Below are 21,572 nucleotides of genomic sequence, written 5' to 3' on the forward strand. Positions count from 1 at the left end.
CTTCATCTGTTTGCCAAATAACTTCGACCATTGTCATAAAAATAAGATGTATGCACAAGTAATAAATAGCTTTATCAGTGGATTTTGCTTGTTTGGTGCCAGTTATTTATAAATAAAAGTTTAGTTCAGCAAAAAGTCCATATTGGTTGCTAGCACTCAAAATTACGCTAACATTTATGCATACCTACTCTTAAGGGCTAAATTATGGATACTAAAATTCGATTCAGAGTTAATGATAAAGCTAAATTGTTATCACACGAGCAATACTTAATTGAACAAGTGAATTTAGCTTTAGATAAGTTAGACTCAGGAAAAGCTAACTTTATTAATCATAATGAAGCAAAAGAAACAATGGCTGAGCGGAAAGCTCGAATTCGAGGCCAAAGATAAATGATCTTTTGGGAAGAAGGTTGAGGCTTTGTTAGAGGGCGATTACTCATTATTCCTGAAATATCAATGATTATTTCATACATGATTGATGGAGAAAGTATTAAAATAATGCGCGTCCTCCACCAAAAGCAAAAGTTTCCGATTGATTAACCTTATTCGATTGGGCTAATCAATATAAAGTACCTACCTAGCCTAGTTAGCACAATCAATCCGATGTAATGATTGCCCTTACTTTAAAAAGAAACGTCACACTTATCTAAATCTAAATCATACGCGACTGCTTTAACCGTTAACTTTTCACTAAATTTAAATGACTCTAACGAATCATTGAACTGAGCATGCTTAGGATAAATTAAATACACTACTCCCTCGCCTTCTAAGTATTTATGACCATAAGCAAACATTTGATACATATCGGCTTGGCTTATTCCATATTTCTCTTTAGCAGTTCCTTGACTCTCGTATATCCGATTCCATTTAGTATCAGCGACACAAACCACTTTATTGGTTTGCTTTTCACTAATCACAATATCAGGCTTTAATTTAAACCATCCCTGCTCTTTCTCTGCATTAGGTGGAGTATGAGAAACTAAAGACTGACTGCTTGCTTGTGTTTTTAACTTCAAATGTGGCGGCAGAGCTTTTTGTAGTTTTATCGCCACATATCTCTCAAACAGAGTTTCCATTGGGAATAAAAAAGAAATCCCTTTATACGCACCAGACAAAGCAATTGGAGATTGATAACTCAAAATTAGTTCACACCATGGCTTCACACTCCGATAGTGAACTAACGAGCGATCAACAGACCACTTTCTGAAATCTAAAGAATAATTCGATGATAATGGGATCTCATCAAAGACAAATAATAGCTCTTTGCCTAAACGATGATTCTCATTGTTCTTCGTCCATTTAAGCACTTGCTTCAATGCTGAATGTATTAATCTATTTTCTGATCGGTCAGAGGAAAATTGATCATAAGATACGTTAAAACGATTTTGGCACCCCGGACGCTCACGAAGCTGCTTTGATGTTTGAAGTTGCCCTTTCAAATACGGTGTTTTTGCTTCTACACGTTTATACTCACTACGAATACCACGTTTAACAACATCAGCGACCTCTTTTAAAAAATACCCTATCAGAACCTCAAACAATGGCAGTTTTACTGTCTTTAAAGAAGATTGTTCAAATTGCTGCATAGACAGTTTATTTACCGTTGAAAGCATTTTAAATAATACTTTCTTCGCCGCCTCTGAATCATGTTGATCTGATATCTTAGGTAGAATCTCAATACGAGTGCCACAAGGTGTTTCTAACACTCCAACATAGTTAACCACTTGAAGCGCTATCTCTTTGCCGTATTTTTTGACTCTAACTAATTCAACTGATTTATCATTAGCACTTTGTCCATTCACTAATAACCATTCAAATGCTTTTTTCTTGATTGAATGGCAATCAATGTCTGATTTGTCGCCCCCATTGAGCAACAAACCAAACTCACGCACCTTAACAATAGAATTGCTCTTTGTGCTTATCATCGAATATAAACACCGATATACGCTTGAGGGTTTAAAAATGCTTTTTGATTACGGCAATAAGACTGTATTCCTTGCACTTCCCAATCATCACCCATTAACTCGGCGATCTCACTATTACCAAATTGTTCAATAACAAAACGTAACTCATGGTTATCTTTTAAATGATCACCTAGTACTTGCCCTACACGTTCCCAATCTTCAAAGAAGTACTCTTCTAATAGCGGTAAGATCTGTAATTCAAAGATCTCTGCTAACAATTGTAGACTTGGGTTACCAAGTAACGGTAAAAAGAAACTATGACCAATCGTATGCTCTCGGTCATACAACAATTCAATACGTTGATTCATGGTTTTTACAAGCTTAGCAACGTTAATGCCTTCGATATCTGGAATTCCTTTAAGTAACTCGTAATTTGTCATCATTTCAACAAATTCAAAACGACGACGAAGTGCGATATCGAGCTGTGCCAGTGATTTATCTGCGGTATTCATCGTACCAATGATGTGCAAATTTGATGGTACAGAAAACGTCTCTTTTGAATACGGTAACTTCACAGACAAAGATTCCGAACCACCACTACGCTTACTTGGTTCAATCAATGTAATTAGCTCACCAAAGATATTAGAGATATTACCTCGGTTAATTTCATCAATGATAAGTACACGATCATTGTTTATTTCTGTTTTTTCTTCTATCAAAGGGACTGAAAAGATACCCTGTAACTTATCTAAATCAATAGTTGCGCCATAAAGGCGATATAATGTCATTTGAGATAAGTTCTTTTTGAATAACTCATCTACAGGTAATGACGGTTCATACACTCGATGCCAAGTTACTTTTCTTACTTGAGAATACCCACTATCACTCACTAAAGTTTCATCAAAGATATAATCACTCGTAATTTCAGCAATCGCCCTAAACTTACGATTACCATCAGAAATGACAACTAAATCACCAATACTCATTTCGTTCTTAAAGTTATTTACCGATGTGACTCTGTAATCACTGTTTTCTTTTTCAATAATAACTTCATTAGTACGATAGGCTTCAATTACCTCTTTGCGATTAGATGTATTAGAGAAATCGATGTCATAACCGTAGCCTAAAAGAACATAATTATTTTCAATACACTGCTGATATATAAAAGCGTCTTCTCCAGAAGTATCTCCTAATGACATTTTCCAGATTTTTCTATTGAATATATCTAACGCTTGTTGTTCAGTATTAACTGTTGCTTTTACGCTTGCAGAATTACACATACTTTTGAAAATACCATCTTCAACATCATAGCTAATCTGCTTATCTTCTGTCGTTGATGCTTTAAGGCCTTCAACAAAATCTTCGTAACTAAAACTTTGATGAAAGGTCACAAATCCAATACGATTATTATTCAAGAGTTCATCAAAACGACATTTCAATTTTTCACGGTCATCTTTATTTTTAAGATAAAAATCAGGAGCCACAATCTGCAATGCTTTATTAATTGTGGTGTATGTTTTCCCTGTGCCTGGAGGACCATATAAAATTGTATTAAGCGTTTGGTTTACGTCATTAGTCTTCACATCATACTCCTGCCCTGGTTCTTTTATGTCACCAGTTAAAGCTGCTTTAGGCTGTTTCCATTTTGAGCGTAATGGCTCGACATAGTAATCAAGTTCTTGAGTACCGTACTCAGCTTCAAATGATTGCCTTAGCGCCAACAGTTTAGCGTCAGCTTCCTTAGTATCCATTCGGTTATATTGAGCACTCGTGATATCTGATAAAGTCGTTAAAATAGACTTTCTATCCGTGCTACCGAAAATGCGCTCATGGGCATCTGGAAACAACAGGTACAAAAACATATGACGAAACTGTCTCGAACCATTTTCTGGAATGGATTCCAACCATCGAGGCAACCGTTCAACATCACTCAAAAGCTCTTTTCTCTCCAGCTCAGAGAGCTTTAGCAAAGCTTCAACTAAGCGGATAACTAAACAAGTTCACGCCAGCGAAGTGTATTGTATGCGGTGCCAGCACTACCAATTCCAGTTAAAGCGCTGTCAGAGAGGTATCTTTGTCTCGATTCTGTAGTAACCTCATATCCACTCCACGAAAATACGCGTTCAATGCTTTTGCGCTTAGATTCAGGACCAGTATTACTTGGGCAAAGAAACATCAACCACAGCATTTCAGACGCAAGTACTTTCGCTTCTGGAGAAGCGCCTGCCAGTTGAGTTTCTAACTTTTCAAAGAAGTCACCTTCATCTAAATTTTCAACAAAATAATCAATGAGCTCTTGGCAGGTTGGTGAATTCCACACGGCGAGCTCAGTGAACAGAGAGCGACCTTGAATTAAACAACGCTCTTTGAACTCCGACATGTTGGTAAGTAAATGAGCAGAATTCTTGTCGCCACAATATATAGCCAATTTTTAGTCCTTACTTATAACGCATTACGTCTGGGTTCATAGATGTCTTTAATCGCCAGAAGTAGATCTTCGACAACTTCATCGTCTGAACCGGCCAGGTGTGAAAAACTTAAAGATTTGTAATAAACCTCTTTCCTAGAAGTCTTTATGAGCTCCAGTCTCTCGGCTTCTCGTTGTAGTTTACCTTTAGCGATATCAACTCGCTCCACATCAGCTAACAACGGAGCTAACCACTCCTCGGTAAATGACTCATCCATCAAATGATTCACACGCCCTAAAACACCAAAAACTCGGTCCCACGTTTTTCCTTTCTCTTCAAGAGCGCAGCCAGTCTCTAAAATTGCCACACGCATCTTATAGAAATCCCCTCTTTTCTTCTTATATGAAGCCTGGAGGCGCACTTGCTCTTGAGAATAAGGGATGAAGGATAGAGTGCGATCACCTTCTTCACTAAGCGCGTCCTTTTCTTCTTTAAAATCTTCATTGCATGTATCACAACAAGGGACAAGATTATTGAAATCTACCGCTAAGAACGGATAATGGGCTTTGGGCAAATAATGGTCATATGAAGCACGTCTCTGCTTTTCTTCTGGAAGATCCGCGCCATCTTCAGGTTCAATTAGAACTTCCGCCGTCATAGGTGACAAGCCACAAAATGAACATATTGGAGTATTTAGCCTCTTAAACTCTTGGTAGTGTTCATGCATGTCTGAGAATTCAACCTCACCAAACTTATCATCCAATGCATTGCTAAAACACTGCAAACCTAACGTAGTTGAATACAAATAGCCCCCTAGTTTTTTACATGCACTCCACAAATCTTTGTGTTCTGTTGTACTCGGGGTTTTAACGTTAGGCTTCAATAGCACGATTTGAACATCAGAATAGATCGGTAGAATTCCTATCTGTTGGTCGTATATTTGTCGAAAAGACTCTTTATGCTCAACAGATAACCGATTATATTCCCGATAAACGCAGTTGAAGTATTCATTTGTTTTCGCACTTGCATCAAGAACTGTCCGGAATTCTGCTGGAAAACAATCCTCAACCTCTTCTTCTTGGAACATCAACTGATAGAAGTTTTTGTGAACTTCATCAAGCCAGTACAAACTTAATTGAGGTGGCTTTACTACAGACCAGAGCATTATTCTTCATCTCCCAGCTCATCCAGCTCTCGTCGAATTTTGTTTCGTCTGTAATTTAATTCGAATGATTGGCCAAACTTCTCTAATTGTTCAAGAGCTGCTGCACTAGTAAGGTCACCATTGTCATATTTCGATAGCACTTCTCGTATCTCATCTAGAGGTCTTTTTGAAATAAGAACCTCTAACCCGAAAACAGATGAGAGTAATGAATCAAAAGAAGAGCCATAAGTTTCTTTGCCACGAATAGAATTAATTACTACACACCCTTCTTGGTCTTTCTTAAAGTGCAGCACGCGCTCAGATTTACATGCTGAAAGGACAAAAGGAGAATGTGTAGAAATAATCAATTCTAATTTAGATAAATCAACGTACTTGTTAATAATATCGACAAACTCGATACGCCATTCAGGATTGAAATGACTCTCTGGCTCATCAAGAATAAATAATGTCTGTTGATGATCAAATAGAATCAAACTCCCTAAGATCTGAATTAGCTGATGTTCCCCATCACTAATTCTGTCATAGGTGGTAATTACATGAGGATCTTTGAGCAAGACTTCTATATTCAAGAGCCGCATTGGCATAAGACCACCAGATACATTAGGTACGTTTCGTTCATACTTACTGCTTCTTAACGCACGTTTTTCATCATAACTCCACCTTTTAGCAGTTAAATGATGAAGTGTTAGCAAATGATGTAAAAATACAGTTTCATCAAGGTATAATCGTTCCATCGCTTTCAAGAACTTTCGACCTAATTTAAAGTGTAACTTTGGCGAAAAACTTATATCTTCGTCGATAAGTGGAACTGGTAACCCTAACGATTCACAACTTAACTCTGTAAGCCTTCTGACAATATTTCCTACAGTTTCAAACTCTTTATATTCAGTAAGTCGTAAATCAATTTCGAAGCTACGCACACCATTAATATTAACTTTATCAGAAACGAATCTACGAAAATTTTGAGACTTACTTTTATTTACACCACGACAAACCATTAAGTAAACAAAAAATACATCGTTTAAGGAATGGTCTACAAATAAACCAATAGGCAAACTTGACTCCATTGCCTCAAGTGGTTCCTCTGGAAAATTAAGGTATGTCTCAAGGTTATCTTGATAGGCTCGAGGAATACTAAATATCCCTTTATTCTTTTTGTAAACACCGCTTACATATTTTGACAATCCTTCCCAAACCGCATCATTTTCAGCATCCTGCTCTTCCATTACTTCATCATACCTAGGCTTATATTCTCGATAGAAGACTCCTTGTTTTCGGATCACATCAAAATATTGGAGTTGAGTTTTAGCAAAGACCGAACTTAACCCTTGGTTATTACCGGATGAATAAGCGAGAACATTATCTGGGAGAAATTTATCATATTCATTATCAATAGTTGTTGTCACTGCCATTGCCTGAAAGCGATTTTTCTGTACATTGCCAAATGAAAGGAAATCTATGTACTCAAGATCTGGATAAGAGTACATTTTTACTTTCGAATTAATGCTTTTGATTTTGATGAAAAAATTGTGTCCATCTACAATAGTTTGATAATCAATTTCAAAATCATAGGTAAGATCTTCTGCACATTCATACTGTGGATTGAATATACCTATCCGCATAGCCAAAGATATCAGCAATTAGTTCTATGAAGTTTGATTTACCGGAGCCATTTAAGCCAACCAAACATATCGGCGAATAGCTCTCGCTATTTGGCTTAAAGGTTAAATGAAAGGTTGTTGTTCTGTTCCTACGATCGATTTGTATCTACCAACTAACTTAAGTCTATTTAATCTCATCTTTAATTCTTATTTGTAATTATGAAATGTCTATTCGATTGGCCTACCTAACATACGCCCTAGTACTTCTTTCATCGACTCTTGAAAATCAGTCATCGATATCATATCTGTGATTTGAGCAAGATCGATTTCGCCATCATCGACAAGCTCATTGAGTTTCACTCGGGTTGCGGGTTCACCTAAATGCGTTTCCAACTCACCTTTTAAAGAATTTGGGGAATCGTCATTGCCCGAACGTCCTTCAAATGCCCTGCAATTTTGATAGCCGTTTTTTAACGCACATAATAACCATGCTTCTGATTTAGGCTGAGCAACAAAAGGAACACCATTTTCAAAGCCTTGAGCTTCAAAGCCAGTAATCATAGATTGACGTTTTGATTGATAGTCAGGCCACTTATTGCTGTCTGAATCATGGAATAATACAGCTAGACTAGGTTGTCTTTCAGGGTTCGATGCAACATGAGCTAATGCTCTTGCCGCACGATAAAACTCTCTAGTTTCTTTGCCTTGCTTTTTACCGCTTCTCGAAAGAGATTTAATAATAGTTTTATCTTTAGAAACACGGGTAATTTCAGTTTCATGCACCACTTCAAGCATTTCTGCTTCTAACAATGAAAAGCCAGAATGTGGCTCAATAAACTTATCAATCAGTTTACTGAGTGGTCCAATCGCTTCATTACTTTTACCGATGTCGGTTTCACCTTCGCCACTGACAACTAAATACATGCTTAATGCCCTCTTTAGCTATCAATTGATGTTAATGTGGCAATTTCAGATGCCAGATTCTCAAGCATGGTATCTTCATAGGCTTCACCTGGGCCCATGAATTTCAATTTACGTTGCATCGACGGTATATCAAATAAACGAATTGCTTGAGTTGCACCTGCTTTATTCTTATACAAATAAACAACGCCAGTTTTAGCCACTTCATCTTCCATGTAGTTAAGGATCATTGGGCTGTGAGTGGTGACAATCACTTGGGTGTTAGCCTCAACTAAGCTGTCCACTAGCTTTTCGATAAGCTCTGGGTTAACACCGTTTTCAATTTCATCAAGCAGAAGCGCACTTTGCTTTTTGGTCAATTGAGCAAAGATCGCCATAAAACGTAGTAAGCCATCATTGATGTGTCTGGCTTCCGTTTTGATGCTCTTCTCTCCAAATTTTTCTTCTATTTCTAACCTAACCGTCCCTACCGATTTTTGAACTGTTGCTTCCACTTTGATCAAGCTTGGGTATAGTTCTTTCAAAGTTGAGACTAAGTTCGCTTTCTCTTCTTTGGTCATGTTACTGATAAAGCTTGATAGCATCTTGCCACCCGCACCCAATGTTTTACCACTGATGTGTTGGTCACGAAGCATATCGGGTGAAAGCATGTCTAGTGCATTTAGCTCTTTGAAGAAGTTTTTAAACTCTTCTAATTCAAATGGCAGCTGATTTTTTCTTAGCTGAGACAGAATAGAACCTTGATAATCAAAAGTAATAGGCGCTTGAAGACCTTCTGTTGGCAATGAGAACTTACCATCAGCAACGTTAAGCAGCGTTTTGCCATTCCAAGTGATTTTCTCAGCCGTACAGTACAGTTCTGTTCGGTTAAAACTGCCTTCCCAAATAACAGGCTTGCCTGCGAAATCAAGCTCTACAGAAAAAGTAATATTGGATTGTTTGGTAAGCGTTGAATTAAGATCTCTCGCACTCCACTGACGGCTTTCCAACCACTCATCTATATCGCCACTCACCTGCTGAGAGAGAAAATCAATAAACTGCAATACCGTCGATTTACCCGAACCATTTAAACCAACCAAACAATTGAACTTGCTAAATGGCAGTGAAAAATCCACCAACGACTTAAAGTTATTGGCTTTGATATTGACTAGTGAGAGTGATTGATTCATGTCCGTATTACCCTTTGTCTGCAACTTTGGTTTTGATTGTACGCTTTTTAGTTGTCTTCTTTGGTTTATCTGCTTTTTGTTGCTGAGAAAGTCGTTCTTTCAAGATACGCTCTAACAGTTGTTCCGCAGGTTCATCGTTTGGATCTTGTGGTACTAGCTCACCTCGAAACGCTTTAGCTAGAATAGACTGAGTTAGGCGATCTAATCGAGCTTTAGCGTCTAGGTATTGTTGTTCGACTTTGTTGGCTTTATTCAATAGTCTTTCAACCTGCCGCATGATCTCTTTCTGCTCTTCAGTTGGAGGTAAAGCAATCTTCAAATTCCTAATGTTAGCCAAATTAAGTCCAGGCTTACCACCACCGTATGCTACTTCAGCCAATTGGCCTCTTCCCGAAGCTTTATCATGTAGAAATAACTCTATGAAACTAGCAGAGCCTTTCTCGCGCAACTTGACCAAGCATACGTGCTGGCTCACATATGCATCTTCTAATTCAGTATATACTTTAGCGGCTTTAGTTACGTTAGCCCCCGTAATGGTTATAAGAAGATCATCTTTCTCTATATTAGTTCTTCTACCTTCAATTTTTTCTGGTAGAGCTACATATGCTATATCATCAAGATTTAGCTTGTCGGAATTAATATTCTGCGCTCTGACAAAAAGTGAGCCTTCTTGTGAATAATACTTAGCCCAGCCTCTTGAACCACTCGTCACTAACATAGATAGTTCACTTATCGTATACCTATTCCATGATTCTGGGGCTATATAGTCCTCAGTGATCTCTACGAGGACTGAATTCTCGCGCCACTCTTTCGTCAACTCCCCAGATGTTGCGGCAGCCAATACCGATTGACGGAAACGTTTTAGAATTGTAAGGATTTTATTTAAACGAGCTTGAGCTTTATCGACTTTGACAAGAATAGAATCTAACTTGTTGGTAATACGAATTTGCTCATTTAGTGGCGCTAAAGGATAAGGAATACTCCATAAAACAGCAGGATCTACATGGGGAATTCCTGTACCTTTAGCATTTGAATTAATATGATCAAATTGTGACTTCAAGAAATAATGAAGATAACGAGTATTTGAATACTTAGCTGTTATTTTCACTAATGTAGAGCCTATTACACCTTTGACACCATTTCCAACCAAACCAGATCTAGCGCCATCCCAGACCATCAATGTATCGTCTTTCTGAGCTAAGATCCCACTATTACATTCAGCAAATTTTTCAACAATTCCTTTTTCAAATGCTTTAATATCGACATAAGGAACCAAAGACTCACTTTGTTCGATTACCAATGATTTGGGTTTTTTCCCCTTTATTGACGTACACTCTTCTTTAAGCGTAATTAACTGCCACCCTTTCGGTAACTCACTCACAGAGTCACCTCATCACTTTCCGCTGAATCCAAATCCACCAAAATCGCTTTTAGCTCTTCCATTGCCCCTGCCATTTCTAGCAGTGCTTCGTTTATTAATACATCTGGCGCTGGCAGTTTTGAAGCGTCTTCATTGTTTTCATCTCGAATCCAGCTTAGATCAAGCGACTCGTCTTTAGCTTTAATATCTTCACGGCTAAAGCAACGTAAGCGACAACCATCTACATCATCTTTATGATTGCTAATGAAGGCTTGACGAGCCGTTTCATCAACTTGAATTAAATCACTGCCTACTGCTTGGTAAAACTCTTCAAAGTGTTTTTTAGTCAGTACGGTACGCTTACCAAATTTTGGCATGTTTGAGCGTAAGTCATACACCCACACGTTCTTGGTCTGGCCTTTGTCTTGTTTTACATCCTCTGATTTAGAGAAGAACAACACATTGGTTTTTACCCCTGCGGCGTAGAAAATCCCCGTTGGCAGACGCAAGATGGTGTGTAGGTTACACTTCTCCATCAAGTCTTTACGGATGGTTTGCCCAGTTGAGCCTTCAAATAATACATTATCTGGCAATACCACCGCAGTTCTGCCACCCGGTTTAAGCATTTTATGGTACATCAAATGCAAAAATGCCAGCTGTTTGTTACTGGTGTAATGCACTAAGTCATCACGAGTTGGCACGCCACCACCTTGCTTAGTACCAAATGGCGGATTAGCAAGAATTAAACTCGCTGAAGGCAAAGCTTTACCTTCGTTGGATAAGGTATCACCAAATAGAATGCCTGAGTTTTCATCATCAACGGCTAGGTCATGCAACATCAGGTTCATCATGGCTAGACGGCGCGTGTCTGGCACCAATTCCATACCAAAGAAAGTGTCGTGTTGATATTTGTCATATGGCAAGGTATCTAGCCCGTCAATATCGTTGTGTTCTTTTAGATAGTTATGCGCGCTGATCAAGAAACCGCCTGTACCGGCGGTTGGGTCAACAATCACATCATCAAGGTTTGGCTTCATTAGCTCGACCATCACATCGATAAGTACTCGTGGCGTGAAGTATTGTCCTGCGCCTGATTTTTTCTCACCTGCGTTAATTTCTAGCAAGCCTTCGTACATATCGCCTAGCCCTTCGGCTTTGGCGTTGTACCAATCAAGCTTATCAATTTCCACCACCAATTTATTTAATGTGGCAGGTTTACGAATAACAGTATTAGCACCTTTAAAAATGGCTTTGGTGATCAGTGAGCCATTAGTGCCTAAATGAAGAAGTAATTGTTGGTACGCTTCTAAGCGAGTGGCTGAGTTATACGCTTCTAGGTTTTCCCAACGGTAGCCTTCTGGCAACAGTTCATCTTGGCCCGTTTCATCGACCATTTTTAGGAAAACCAGATACGTTAACTCATTAAGGTATTCGTGATAAGTCACGCCGTCATCTCGGAGTAAGTTACATAGATTCCACAATTTAGCGACGAGATCTTGAGTGCTCATTTATTACGTACCTTGTTATTAATGCAATGGCTTTTAATACAACAATCTAGCACTGTGTTTATGACAGAACTAGATTGATGACTAAGCCGTTTTTGCTTGCTGCTGAGGCGCTAACCACAGTGCTTTATTAAATTGAAGTAGAACATCCTCAATAGGTTGTTCAAAGAGTTTATTGGCGCGTTTAATGCCACCTTGTTGCTGTTTAAAAATACCTTGGTCTAACGCGGGTAAATCAACAATCGTGGTTGCCTTCATTTGTTTGGCGATAAGCTCTAACCATTTCTTTTGTGGTGTCTTCCACTGCTGGCTCGCCAACATGGTTTCGAGTGCTTTATCGACACGCTGTTCAAATGGAATAAGGGCCTCACCCAATGCGGCTTGACGAATAAAACCAATAATTTTGGCGGCTATATCTTCATTTTTCACTTCATTCCACGCGACTTGCAGATCTTGTTCTCTAAAGCGGTTTTTTTCAAGCTCTAACGCTAACTCTTTTAGGCTTTTTCTTGTTAATTCCCACGGTTTTTGCACAACTGTTTGAATAGCAATCAATCTATTGCTATTGGCTTTTACAAAGTCACTGAACGCTTGCAGATAATCGGCTGGTTTTTGTCCATCACCGTAACCTGTGGTGATGCCAGTAATTTCATCATCATGCTCAGAAATGATCACTGGCGGTCGGTTTCCGCCCCCTGTGACTTTGGCATCCAATAACTCCCCTAACCCCGGATGATGAATAAACCATTCGGCAACTTCATTTAAAGGACGGTTCTTTAAGTCTTGGATAAAATCTTCTGGCGATTGTCCGACGATGGTTTCAAAGTTTTCACGTTGAGCATCGGTTAAGTGACGGCGCTTAACTTGCAACTTAGCAATAAACTGATTTTTAGCCAGTGTTTGCAACTCATCTTCGTCAAGTTGCTTCATTTCGTTTTCAAGTTCAGTAAAAGTCACATTCACATTGGTAACGACGGGCTTCATACTGTTGACGTCTTCTAACTGGGTATAAATATCCACGGCATCATAAATTCTAAATGGCCCTTTACCTATTTCATCACATAAACGCGTTGCGCGGCCTAACATCTGTTCAAACAAAATACGGCTATTTACTCGGCGCAAAAAAACAAGATTGCAGATCTTTGGTACATCCACCCCTGTAGTTAATAAATCAACCGTAACTGCAATATTAGGTAGACGGTCATTTTTAAACAGACGTATTTTTTCTAGTGGTTTATCACTGGCTCCGGTGATTTTTTGAATTGCATCGTCTTCCACTTCACCGTGATAATGTTCACAGGCTTCTTTTAGGGCTTCGACCACTTGATCAGCATGTTTGTCTGTGACACAAAATATTAAGGTTTTCGCTTCTGAGTATGGGTTAATCGAATCACTCTCAATCAACCATTTAGTCACTTGCTTAGTAAAGCTTGGGCTAATGACTTTACGGTTAAACTGCGAGACATCAAAATCGAGCTCATCGGGCGTATTGTATTTTTCTATCGTGTTGTCTTCTACGTTGTAAGCTTGTACTTCTTCATTGACTTCATAATGAATGCCCTGCTCTGCCAACTTAGTATGAATGCGAACAGGCGGAAGATGATCATTAAGATAACCATCTAACACCGCTTCGGTATAGCTGTAACTAAAGATTGGCTCACCAAAAATATCGACGGTGTGCAGTGCTGGTGTTGCGGTTAATCCTATCTTGAATGCATCAAAATATTCTAATACCGCGCGATACTTAGATTGATAATCCTTTTGATCACGAAACTCTAATTCGGTGTCACTTAATATTCTATCAAGCAGGTAACCACGGTGACATTCATCGACAACGATACAGTCATATTGACCGACACCCGGCTTGGTATCACCATCGTTCGGGTACAAAATACGTTTAACCAATCCTTGTACGGTTGCGACATGAACCTTGGTATCATCTTCTGGTTTGGTAATGGGTGATTTATCTGCTTCCATGCCAATGACATCAAAGGTATCTGCAAAGGTATTTAGGTTTTCTAGGCGTACTTCACCAAAGTCAGTCGTGGCTTGTACACCAAGAGCTGAGCGATCGACAAGAAATAGAATACGGCGGAAACGTTCGGCTTTGAGCAAACGATATACCAATGCAATACACGTTTTGGTTTTACCGGTTCCTGTTGCCATCGCTACCAACGCTTTGGTTTTTCCTTGTTTGATGGCTTCTTCAACAGACTTAATCGCTTCTACCTGATAATCACGTAGCTTCAGGTCATAATCAAACCCCATTTGATCCAGTTCTTGCTCAGCCTGTTGTGGCGTTTGTCTTAAGTATGTTTTAATTTCTTGAGGGGTATACCAACCTTTCAAGGCTCGACGTCGGTTAGCGCTATCGCGCACATCTAAAAACCAGATACCACTTTCTTGTTCTAACTGCTCTAAATAGGGACGACCATTGGTAGCAAACACAATCGGGACTTGAAACTCACCGTAGATCGTTTCAATTGTGATTCCGCCTTTAGCGGTTAACCCTTTTGCATAACGCTTAGCTTGATCTATTGCGCCATAAACATTCTTAGCACTCTTTTTGGCCTCAACCACCGCAACAGGCGTTAAACCCATGAATAAAACATAGTCCGCTGGGCCTGATGAGGTTGGCCATTCAGCAATAGCGCGATTCTCATTGGCTACGGGTCTAGAGCCTTTTGAGTATCTTAAATTAACCGTGTCAGCTTTCCATTGAGCGTCATTAAGCTGCTCATCAATAAGTACACGAGTCTCTTCTTCATTGAGTTCTAGGCGCGATTTTTCAACTTGCTCAATAACCTTGGCTTGCGTTGGTTTGTCTTGTTGATTGAAGTTGGCTAAATAGGCTAAATTGGCCTCATCCATCTTTTTACGGTAACTAGCTAATGTTGATTCGTGTTCAGTTGCCACCTCTTCCCAAAGCTGGCTTTCCGCCTGCATTTGATCTGCACGATGTTTCAAAGCTTCTGCTTTTTCTGCTTCAACTTGTTTGAGCTCTTCAGCAACTTGGAGACGTTCTGAGGTTCGTTTCTGGGTAACTTCTAAAGCTTGTAGTTTGTCTTCAAGTTGGCGCACATGTTCTGAAGGGTCTTCTGGTTTTATAAACGGTTCTGGCTTAAAACCTTTGGCATAAGAGCCTCCAAATAAAGTGTGGTACCAAGCACTAAGTGCATGCCCTAACACTAATGCTTTAAGTGCATCTCGGTGACTTGAAGAAGTGAAGTCATGATTAGCGGTATTGCCAAGCTTTCTAATGGTGTGGAAAGAATCATTGATACGAGGATCAAGCGTTAACTTGTATTCGAGATTACGCAGCAAGTCGATCTGTTTGATATCTCGTCCGTTTTCATCACGGCCATACTCAACCCCAACACGGGCAGCCACGTTTTGTGCTAATGCTTCACCTAGTTGGCGTATCTTAACTAAAGTGGTATTTGGATCAGGGACATAACATTGCTCTGCTCGGTTAGCTAACCTAAACAGTAATTCATCATGATGCTTTAAAAATTCAAAATTACTCTTTTTCACTCAAAAGTCTCTTTTCGCTAATTTTAGCCAACGGTTAATACCACTAAGTTATCATAATATTACTTTTAATACTGTTAGTTAATTCATAGAGTTAACTAACAGTCATTAATCAAGCTTGTAATTGCAATAGTGTGAATCGTTTACTCTTGCTCTTGTGAGTATTTCTCCACATGTAAATTCAAAAAATGCATTCCGGCTGAACTTAAAACATAATGTTTATCACCACAAGGATAGAGAAAGTTTCGATCAGCAAGATAGTTTAGCGCCTTATCCCACGTTTCGATTCCAAGCGCCTGTCGAATATCATCATAAATAGTTTGTTCTGCAATCTCTTCTAGTGCAGAGCGCCCTAATCCAATCACCGGAGTGGTGAGATCGTCTAGGTCAAAACCTTTATCCACCCAATAGCGGGCAATAATCAATAATATTGCCTGGATCTTGGTGGCGTTGGTATCTGCGTCTTCTTCTGCCTCACTACGGCTGATATAGAAAAACTCCCCTTCAACGTTAAAATTCAGATTGTAACCAATATGTAGATAGAGCTGGGTAAAATGGTCAAGATTATTGTACAACTCAGTATAGAGAGTACTTTCTATAAAGGTCTGCTGATAAAGCTCATAAGCTTGTTTAGTAATCACCTTCCCGTTTACAAAGGTTGAGTAAATCTGTTGGCTTTTAGCCATACTTATTTGGGAAAAAGCTGTCATCATTGTGTCACTCTCTCTGTTCGAATTTTACGATATAAATACGCAGTATCGCCTTGAACTATACGATTACGGAAATTAGTTACTTTTACTGCATGACCATCAAGCATTTCATTGCTACGCATCAGAAAATTTAGCCCTTCTAGCAAATCAATAAAATGATAATCAGGTAAGTTACCTTTCAACCTCCGTTGCAGCGCGAGTGTTAAATCTTGATATTCTGTCATTTTCATTTGCTTGACCAAATTGTATATACATTCTGCTCGTTCTAGTCTTCGCTCAGTAGAATCATCTTTAGAGCTCATTAAATCAACATAACGATTCTTTTCTAGCAAACCTTGATCAGCTACTCTTGCTTCTATATCACTGACTACGTTATTAAGATAAGCTTCAGAACTGCTAATACGCAGTACTTTTGGCCTTGCCTGTTGCATTAACCCAAGGAATGCACCGTTATCACGTGCAAATTGCCCATCAATCTGGCTACGCTTGAGGTTATGCCTTGTCGCATCTACTTCTTTGACTAGATCACTAAATGCCGTTTCAATCGCATTAAACTGTTTAAGGCGTTTTTTTGATCGAGCCAAAAACTGATCAACCGACTGAGATACCTTACTTATTTGTGAATGAAAACTGTTAAAGCTCACCTCATATCTCAACATTGCAGTTGAACGTTGATGATCTTGATGGTGATCAAACTGGCTACGCAAACTTTGCAGACATTCAAATAAGTTAAGACCATCTTTCAATCGACTTTTTTCATCAAGAAACTGTCGAGTTGGTAAAATATGCCTAGACAAAAGTAGCGAGATTTTTTCAATAGATTCTCGTTGTAACACCGAGAAAACCTGCGGATTATCTGATTTAGCGGCTAATTCACTCGCTTCACTCAACTCTTGGTTAATCATCTGCATTTTAACTAAGTTCAAACGGATGCTATTTAATAACTCACTCAAACGATGAAACAGTTCATCTATCAATTCTTTAAAATCAAGATCACTATCGCTAAACAACAAAGTATTCGACTGAAGTTTAGCTAATAATAAACGTATTCCTCCGAGTTGAATTTTCAATGCTACATCGGTCAAATCCTGAAATAGGCTGCGATCAAATAGCCGAAACACACCAATCACGGAACGATCAAAGATCAGTCGACTTTCACCACCAAATTCATCTTTATCAACCAAAATGTGGGCTTCAAGCAAGTTATCTGTCGAAAAAGCCGTACGCAGCTGTTTCTGTTTATCTTTGTTTTGTCCTTGAATATAGCGATGTAACCGAGAAATAAAGGTTGCTTCACGTACATAAGGCTCACTCTTTTCATCCATTTCACGAATGATGTCACGCATGATAGTGTGATGTTCAAGCATAATAGAAAAAGTCGGAATAGTTAGAAGCCGTTGATCACTCATCTTCATCCCCAAACATATCAAGTTGTTCTCTATCCAATGCACTTCCTTCTGTAATAAAACTGTCAGGCATCCCCGTAAAAACGATGGTTCGCGCTGCGCTATAAGGAGTTGCAGTACGCATCGCGTCTAATCGGAAGTGTTGTCCGAATTTAAAGATGATCTCACTGGATGCTGAATTGGTCGATGCACTTAATACTCTAAACCCAGCTTGTTTCATATTAGGCAATAACCAATCAAACTGTGAGCTATCAACGGAAGCGCCTTCGTCAATAATTAAAGGAAACTGAGTTGTACACGCACTGTTTCTTAATCTACCAAGGAGAATTTCAACCAACTTGATATTGATGAGCATTATTGTGGAGGTGGATTGTGACTTACTCTCCCAGCCTGTCTGTCCTTGCTTTTTCACTCGATAAGCAATACCAGAAACAATCTGCTCCATCGTCAACAGCGCTGCTTTGCCATCTGGGAAAAACTTTTTACTAAAGGCTTTAAGGCGTTCAATAAATTGATCTGATGCTTTTTGGTCTGAATGCGTATCTAAATGCTCTATTTCACTAACTAAATCACTGAACCTTGCTTCGACTTTTATATTTGCTTCGACCTCTGCTAAATCATTGATAGCAACACCCTTAAAAGATCGGTTAATACTCTGTTCAAACTGGCGCACCATTTCACGATTATTTTTTAATTCATTAATAATGGCGTGAACTGAATGCTTATGCTCAACAAAGTTTTTACGAAGAATATCGAACTCTTCATCTAAGCCACGATAACGCAACTGAAGTTGTTGGAAGGCGTGTTCTAGTAGATCATCCTCAATATGAGCAGACATCAATTTATCATCGTTCTCAAGCACCTGATTTCGCACAAAACCTTGAACTTTTTCAACAATTTCATTTTTCGATTGTCGTTTATTTTGTAGGGCTTTTATACGATGTTGTAAGTTCTCTTCATTTAGTTCTACTGTATGATCTGGCAATACAGAAAAGTCGATAGTAGGTAAAGCATTGGCTTCAAGCTCTGCCTTAACCCGAACGTGATAATTACCTAGTGTCTCTAGGTCTAATTTAATTTGATCTACTTTGATTTTTTGCGATTCAGATGCTTCTCTTTCTTGCGCTAATACTACTTTCTGACTTTCAAGTTGCTCTTCAAGTCTCTGCTCTTTGATTTTTGCTCGCTCAAGCTCTTCAGTTACACTATGAAGCTGCTGTGTATTACTATTGAAAGCCAATAGCAGATCAATTTCGACCTGAGTTCGATTAATTTCTGCCTCAAGCACATTAATAGCTCTAATCCGCTCAAGGCGACTTTCATTACCTATTGCACTAATCTCTGCTGCACGTTTACGGCTCTTTTCAAGAGCGGCTCGAGTTTTATCTAGCTTAACTTGATCTGACTCTCGACCATCGACAGAAATCGCATCCAGTTTTACACCGAATAGCTCATAACCTAAGTCATTAACCTCAATTAAATCAGTAAAAGACTCTATCGCATGTTTCTCTGATGAGGTGAGTTCTCTTTCAGGGTTAGCCTCTGCCACTTCCGAGTTTACTGCAGCTACCTTCTCCCAAATAAATTTAGGTAATTGATTAAATAACTTAAATTCCTGCTTATTTACTGAAGATTGAAAGCGACGTTCCATTTCTTCAAACTTTTTAATCTCTTCTTCAAGTTCATCCAATTCTTTCTGTCGTTTTTCAGCATCCTGCTTTAATGCGAGTTCTTCTTCTTTGTCCGATTGATGATCTCGATGACCCGAAATTATTGACTCTATTGTTTCTGATTCATCATATTGGTTTATTAGTAGTTGAGTCTTCTGCACAATTTCATCGAGTTTTTTATGCTGACGAAATAGTACTTTCTTCTCCCCTTCTAATTTCTTCTGTTTATCAGTTATATCACTGCAATTTTTATTAGCAGATCGCGTTTTAACTTCTATCAGTTCTAGTTGAGTCTTTTCTAAATCTAAGGCTTGGTTTTCATTACCTATTCGGTTTTGCACCATCATGGCATATTGCATTAACTCATCTTCAGCGTTTCTATTTTTCATTAACTGTTGATGACTGTCAGACAGTGCTTCAAACTCTGGCCTTAAATTATCGATATTTTTTAGCAGCTCTTCACGACGCGTCAGTGATTCGTTATGCGCAATAAAAGCATCAATATCAAAGTTGAGTTCATCTTTACGCTCTTTTTTCTGCGACTCAATAATATTAGCAATGGCTAATCGTACTGTGTCAGAACCGGTTTTCATATCAAACAGCAAACGAACTAATGCACGAAAAGCATCAACATCAGCATCGCTCGTCGTACTGAGTGGGAAGAGGCAAAAGCGCATTGCATCAATATTTAGCAGTTGATTTGCGTAAATCACCTCTTTAATTGCCGCCGAACGCATAAGTGTCTTAAAATGTTTATCTTCTTGTTTGAGGAAGGCTTGAACTTTTGTTGGACTTAAATCTTCTACTCGTCCACCAATTCCATCCTCTCCAGCGTTTGCATCCCAAAAAAGATGTCGAATCTGCTCATAACGCAATGAGGTAAACATTCGGCGATAATCCAACTTATCAGAATTGCCTCTATATAGGATCTGGCAATGAGGTAAAGGACCACCCAAGTAATTGTCACACTCTAAAATCAGAAAGCTTGTACTGCTTGGGAAGTAGTGCTCGAAGCTCTCATCGTTAGTATAAAATTTGCCTTCTTTGTCTGAAAACCCAAATTTCTTTGCCGAATCTTTAAAGTTTTCTTCCGGCAATAAAAATAATCTTATTGCATTAAGGATTGAGGTTTTACCGATATTTCCACCACCTATCAGAATTCCACCTTCACGCAAATCAATTTCTGCGATGGCAACACCCGCAGAATCTACAGTAACGAGGCGAGATATACTGATCAAAAGGTTATCTATTGCTTTATTAAACATGAGTTAGTCCTGTGATAATTCTGGTAGTAGAGCTTCTTGCTCTAAGAAAGAACGCGTTTGATTCATGAGATCCGCTTCTGTGTTCAACTCAAAATCACGAGCGAGCTGTATGGCTTTCTCAAGATTGGTACTATTTTTGGGTTTAAGCTTAAATTTATTTCTGAAAACTTCCCAGTCACTAGGCGCTAGCCAATTGCTCTGAGGAAGAGATGCTTTGAGCGTTTTGTATATTGTTAAACCACCTAGATCTATGTCTTGAGCACAATAGATGTCGTCATAGCTGGAAAGAAAGGTGTGATTCAGGTGATGGCATATTTGATTACCTGAACCAAAAATAATATCACAACTATCTATCATCGAAGAGTGACCAATGAACTCTAAAAATTCCCGATAACGATAAAAATTCTCAATATTTTCAATAAGAACAGCTTTTTTTCCAATAAGCTTTCCTTCTGTCTTGTAACCTTCAAGGTTAGATACAACAACAAACGGAATCTGAGATTTAGTGATATGGTTCAAAACGAGCATATGCGCGAAACTGCTCGAAAAATCATGCGAACGCCCAACATGAGATGCACTAACTCTATTACTTAGTTCTGGCTCAAAAAGCGCGTTATGCCGCTTTTCATCAAGTATGGTCAAGTTATGACCACTACGGACACGCGTAGCACTGTATATTTTACGCCACTCATTAACATCAGAATGAGGCAAGCAGTCGATAAACCGATCTAAATTTATCGTTCTTTCTTGTGAAATTTTAGTGAGGTATTGATTAAGCTTCATTTCATCAAATCCAATTTAATCATGTAGATACTGTTAATTATTTCATAAAACCCTTATGGGTATTGCGAACTAAGTCGATTAATTAAAGAAGGTATCCATCGACCTATTGACTACCATTTGCACTCACAATAATATGACGCCATTAACGACAGGTAAATACTGATTACATATACA

15 protein-coding genes and 1 pseudogene are annotated in these 21,572 nt (G+C 38.8%); 2 read left to right on the forward strand and 14 right to left on the reverse strand.

The genetic code is table 11. The annotated features are described in order from the left end of the window. Positions 1-204: 204 nt before the first annotated feature. Both AC2IP4_RS07050 and AC2IP4_RS07055 read left to right on the forward strand, forming a co-directional pair. Entirely contained in the window at positions 205-390 is a 186-nt protein-coding gene (locus AC2IP4_RS07050) for a hypothetical protein (protein WP_486310112.1), read from the forward strand. A 30-nt stretch (positions 391-420) separates the two neighbouring features. Next, positions 421-540 (forward strand): annotated as a pseudogene (locus AC2IP4_RS07055) (type II toxin-antitoxin system RelE/ParE family toxin); the annotation flags it as partial. Between the two features lie 83 nt (positions 541-623). Here AC2IP4_RS07055 and AC2IP4_RS07060 read toward each other — a convergent pair. The 14 genes from AC2IP4_RS07060 to AC2IP4_RS07125 form a co-directional block, all read right to left on the reverse strand. Further along, complete coding sequence (locus tag AC2IP4_RS07060; RefSeq protein ID WP_486310113.1) at positions 624-1,925, reverse strand: McrC family protein; 1,302 nt, start codon at positions 1,923-1,925, stop codon at positions 624-626. Beyond that, positions 1,922-3,838 carry an AAA family ATPase gene (locus AC2IP4_RS07065; protein ID WP_486310114.1) on the reverse strand — a complete coding sequence of 639 codons (1,917 nt, stop codon included), beginning with the start codon at positions 3,836-3,838 and terminating at the stop codon, positions 1,922-1,924. Before AC2IP4_RS07065 ends, AC2IP4_RS07060 begins: the two co-directional genes overlap by 4 nt. Before the next feature lie 56 nt (positions 3,839-3,894). Beyond that, complete coding sequence (locus tag AC2IP4_RS07070; RefSeq protein WP_486310115.1) at positions 3,895-4,332, reverse strand: hypothetical protein; 438 nt, start codon at positions 4,330-4,332, stop codon at positions 3,895-3,897. Between the two features lie 14 nt (positions 4,333-4,346). Next, complete coding sequence (locus AC2IP4_RS07075; RefSeq protein ID WP_486310116.1) at positions 4,347-5,477, reverse strand: hypothetical protein; 1,131 nt, start codon at positions 5,475-5,477, stop codon at positions 4,347-4,349. Continuing rightward, the gene (locus AC2IP4_RS07080; protein WP_486310117.1) at positions 5,477-7,117 is read right to left on the reverse strand and encodes an AAA family ATPase; all 1,641 of its coding nucleotides are present in this window, start codon (positions 7,115-7,117) and stop codon (positions 5,477-5,479) included. The genes AC2IP4_RS07075 and AC2IP4_RS07080 overlap by 1 nt, the downstream gene beginning before the upstream one ends. A 189-nt stretch (positions 7,118-7,306) precedes the next feature. Then, entirely contained in the window at positions 7,307-8,002 is a 696-nt protein-coding gene (locus AC2IP4_RS07085; RefSeq protein WP_486310118.1) for a hypothetical protein, read from the reverse strand. 14 nt (positions 8,003-8,016) lie between these two features. After that, entirely contained in the window at positions 8,017-9,168 is a 1,152-nt protein-coding gene (locus AC2IP4_RS07090) for an AAA family ATPase (protein WP_486310119.1), read from the reverse strand. Positions 9,169-9,175: 7 nt separating this feature from the next. Next, on the reverse strand, positions 9,176-10,549 hold the full coding sequence (locus AC2IP4_RS07095; protein WP_486310120.1) for a restriction endonuclease subunit S: 1,374 nt from the start codon (positions 10,547-10,549) through the stop codon (positions 9,176-9,178). Next, the gene (locus AC2IP4_RS07100; protein WP_486310121.1) at positions 10,546-12,036 is read right to left on the reverse strand and encodes a class I SAM-dependent DNA methyltransferase; all 1,491 of its coding nucleotides are present in this window, start codon (positions 12,034-12,036) and stop codon (positions 10,546-10,548) included. Before AC2IP4_RS07100 ends, AC2IP4_RS07095 begins: the two co-directional genes overlap by 4 nt. Before the next feature lie 81 nt (positions 12,037-12,117). Further along, positions 12,118-15,567: a type I restriction-modification system endonuclease gene (hsdR, locus tag AC2IP4_RS07105; protein WP_486310122.1), complete on the reverse strand. Its 3,450-nt coding sequence runs from the start codon at positions 15,565-15,567 to the stop codon at positions 12,118-12,120. A 140-nt stretch (positions 15,568-15,707) separates the two neighbouring features. Next, positions 15,708-16,274, reverse strand: coding sequence for a condensin complex protein MksE (locus AC2IP4_RS07110; RefSeq protein WP_130047384.1), 567 nt, complete (start codon positions 16,272-16,274; stop codon positions 15,708-15,710). Continuing rightward, positions 16,274-17,683, reverse strand: coding sequence for a hypothetical protein (locus tag AC2IP4_RS07115; protein ID WP_486310123.1), 1,410 nt, complete (start codon positions 17,681-17,683; stop codon positions 16,274-16,276). The genes AC2IP4_RS07110 and AC2IP4_RS07115 overlap by 1 nt, the downstream gene beginning before the upstream one ends. Continuing rightward, complete coding sequence (locus tag AC2IP4_RS07120; protein ID WP_486310124.1) at positions 17,676-20,615, reverse strand: hypothetical protein; 2,940 nt, start codon at positions 20,613-20,615, stop codon at positions 17,676-17,678. The genes AC2IP4_RS07115 and AC2IP4_RS07120 overlap by 8 nt, the downstream gene beginning before the upstream one ends. A 3-nt stretch (positions 20,616-20,618) precedes the next feature. Next, positions 20,619-21,398 (reverse strand): Wadjet anti-phage system protein JetD domain-containing protein, encoded by a 780-nt coding sequence (locus tag AC2IP4_RS07125; RefSeq protein WP_486310125.1) that lies wholly within the window; start codon positions 21,396-21,398, stop codon positions 20,619-20,621. Positions 21,399-21,572: the final 174 nt, after the last annotated feature.

This window comes from Aliivibrio thorii (genome assembly GCF_057368585.1).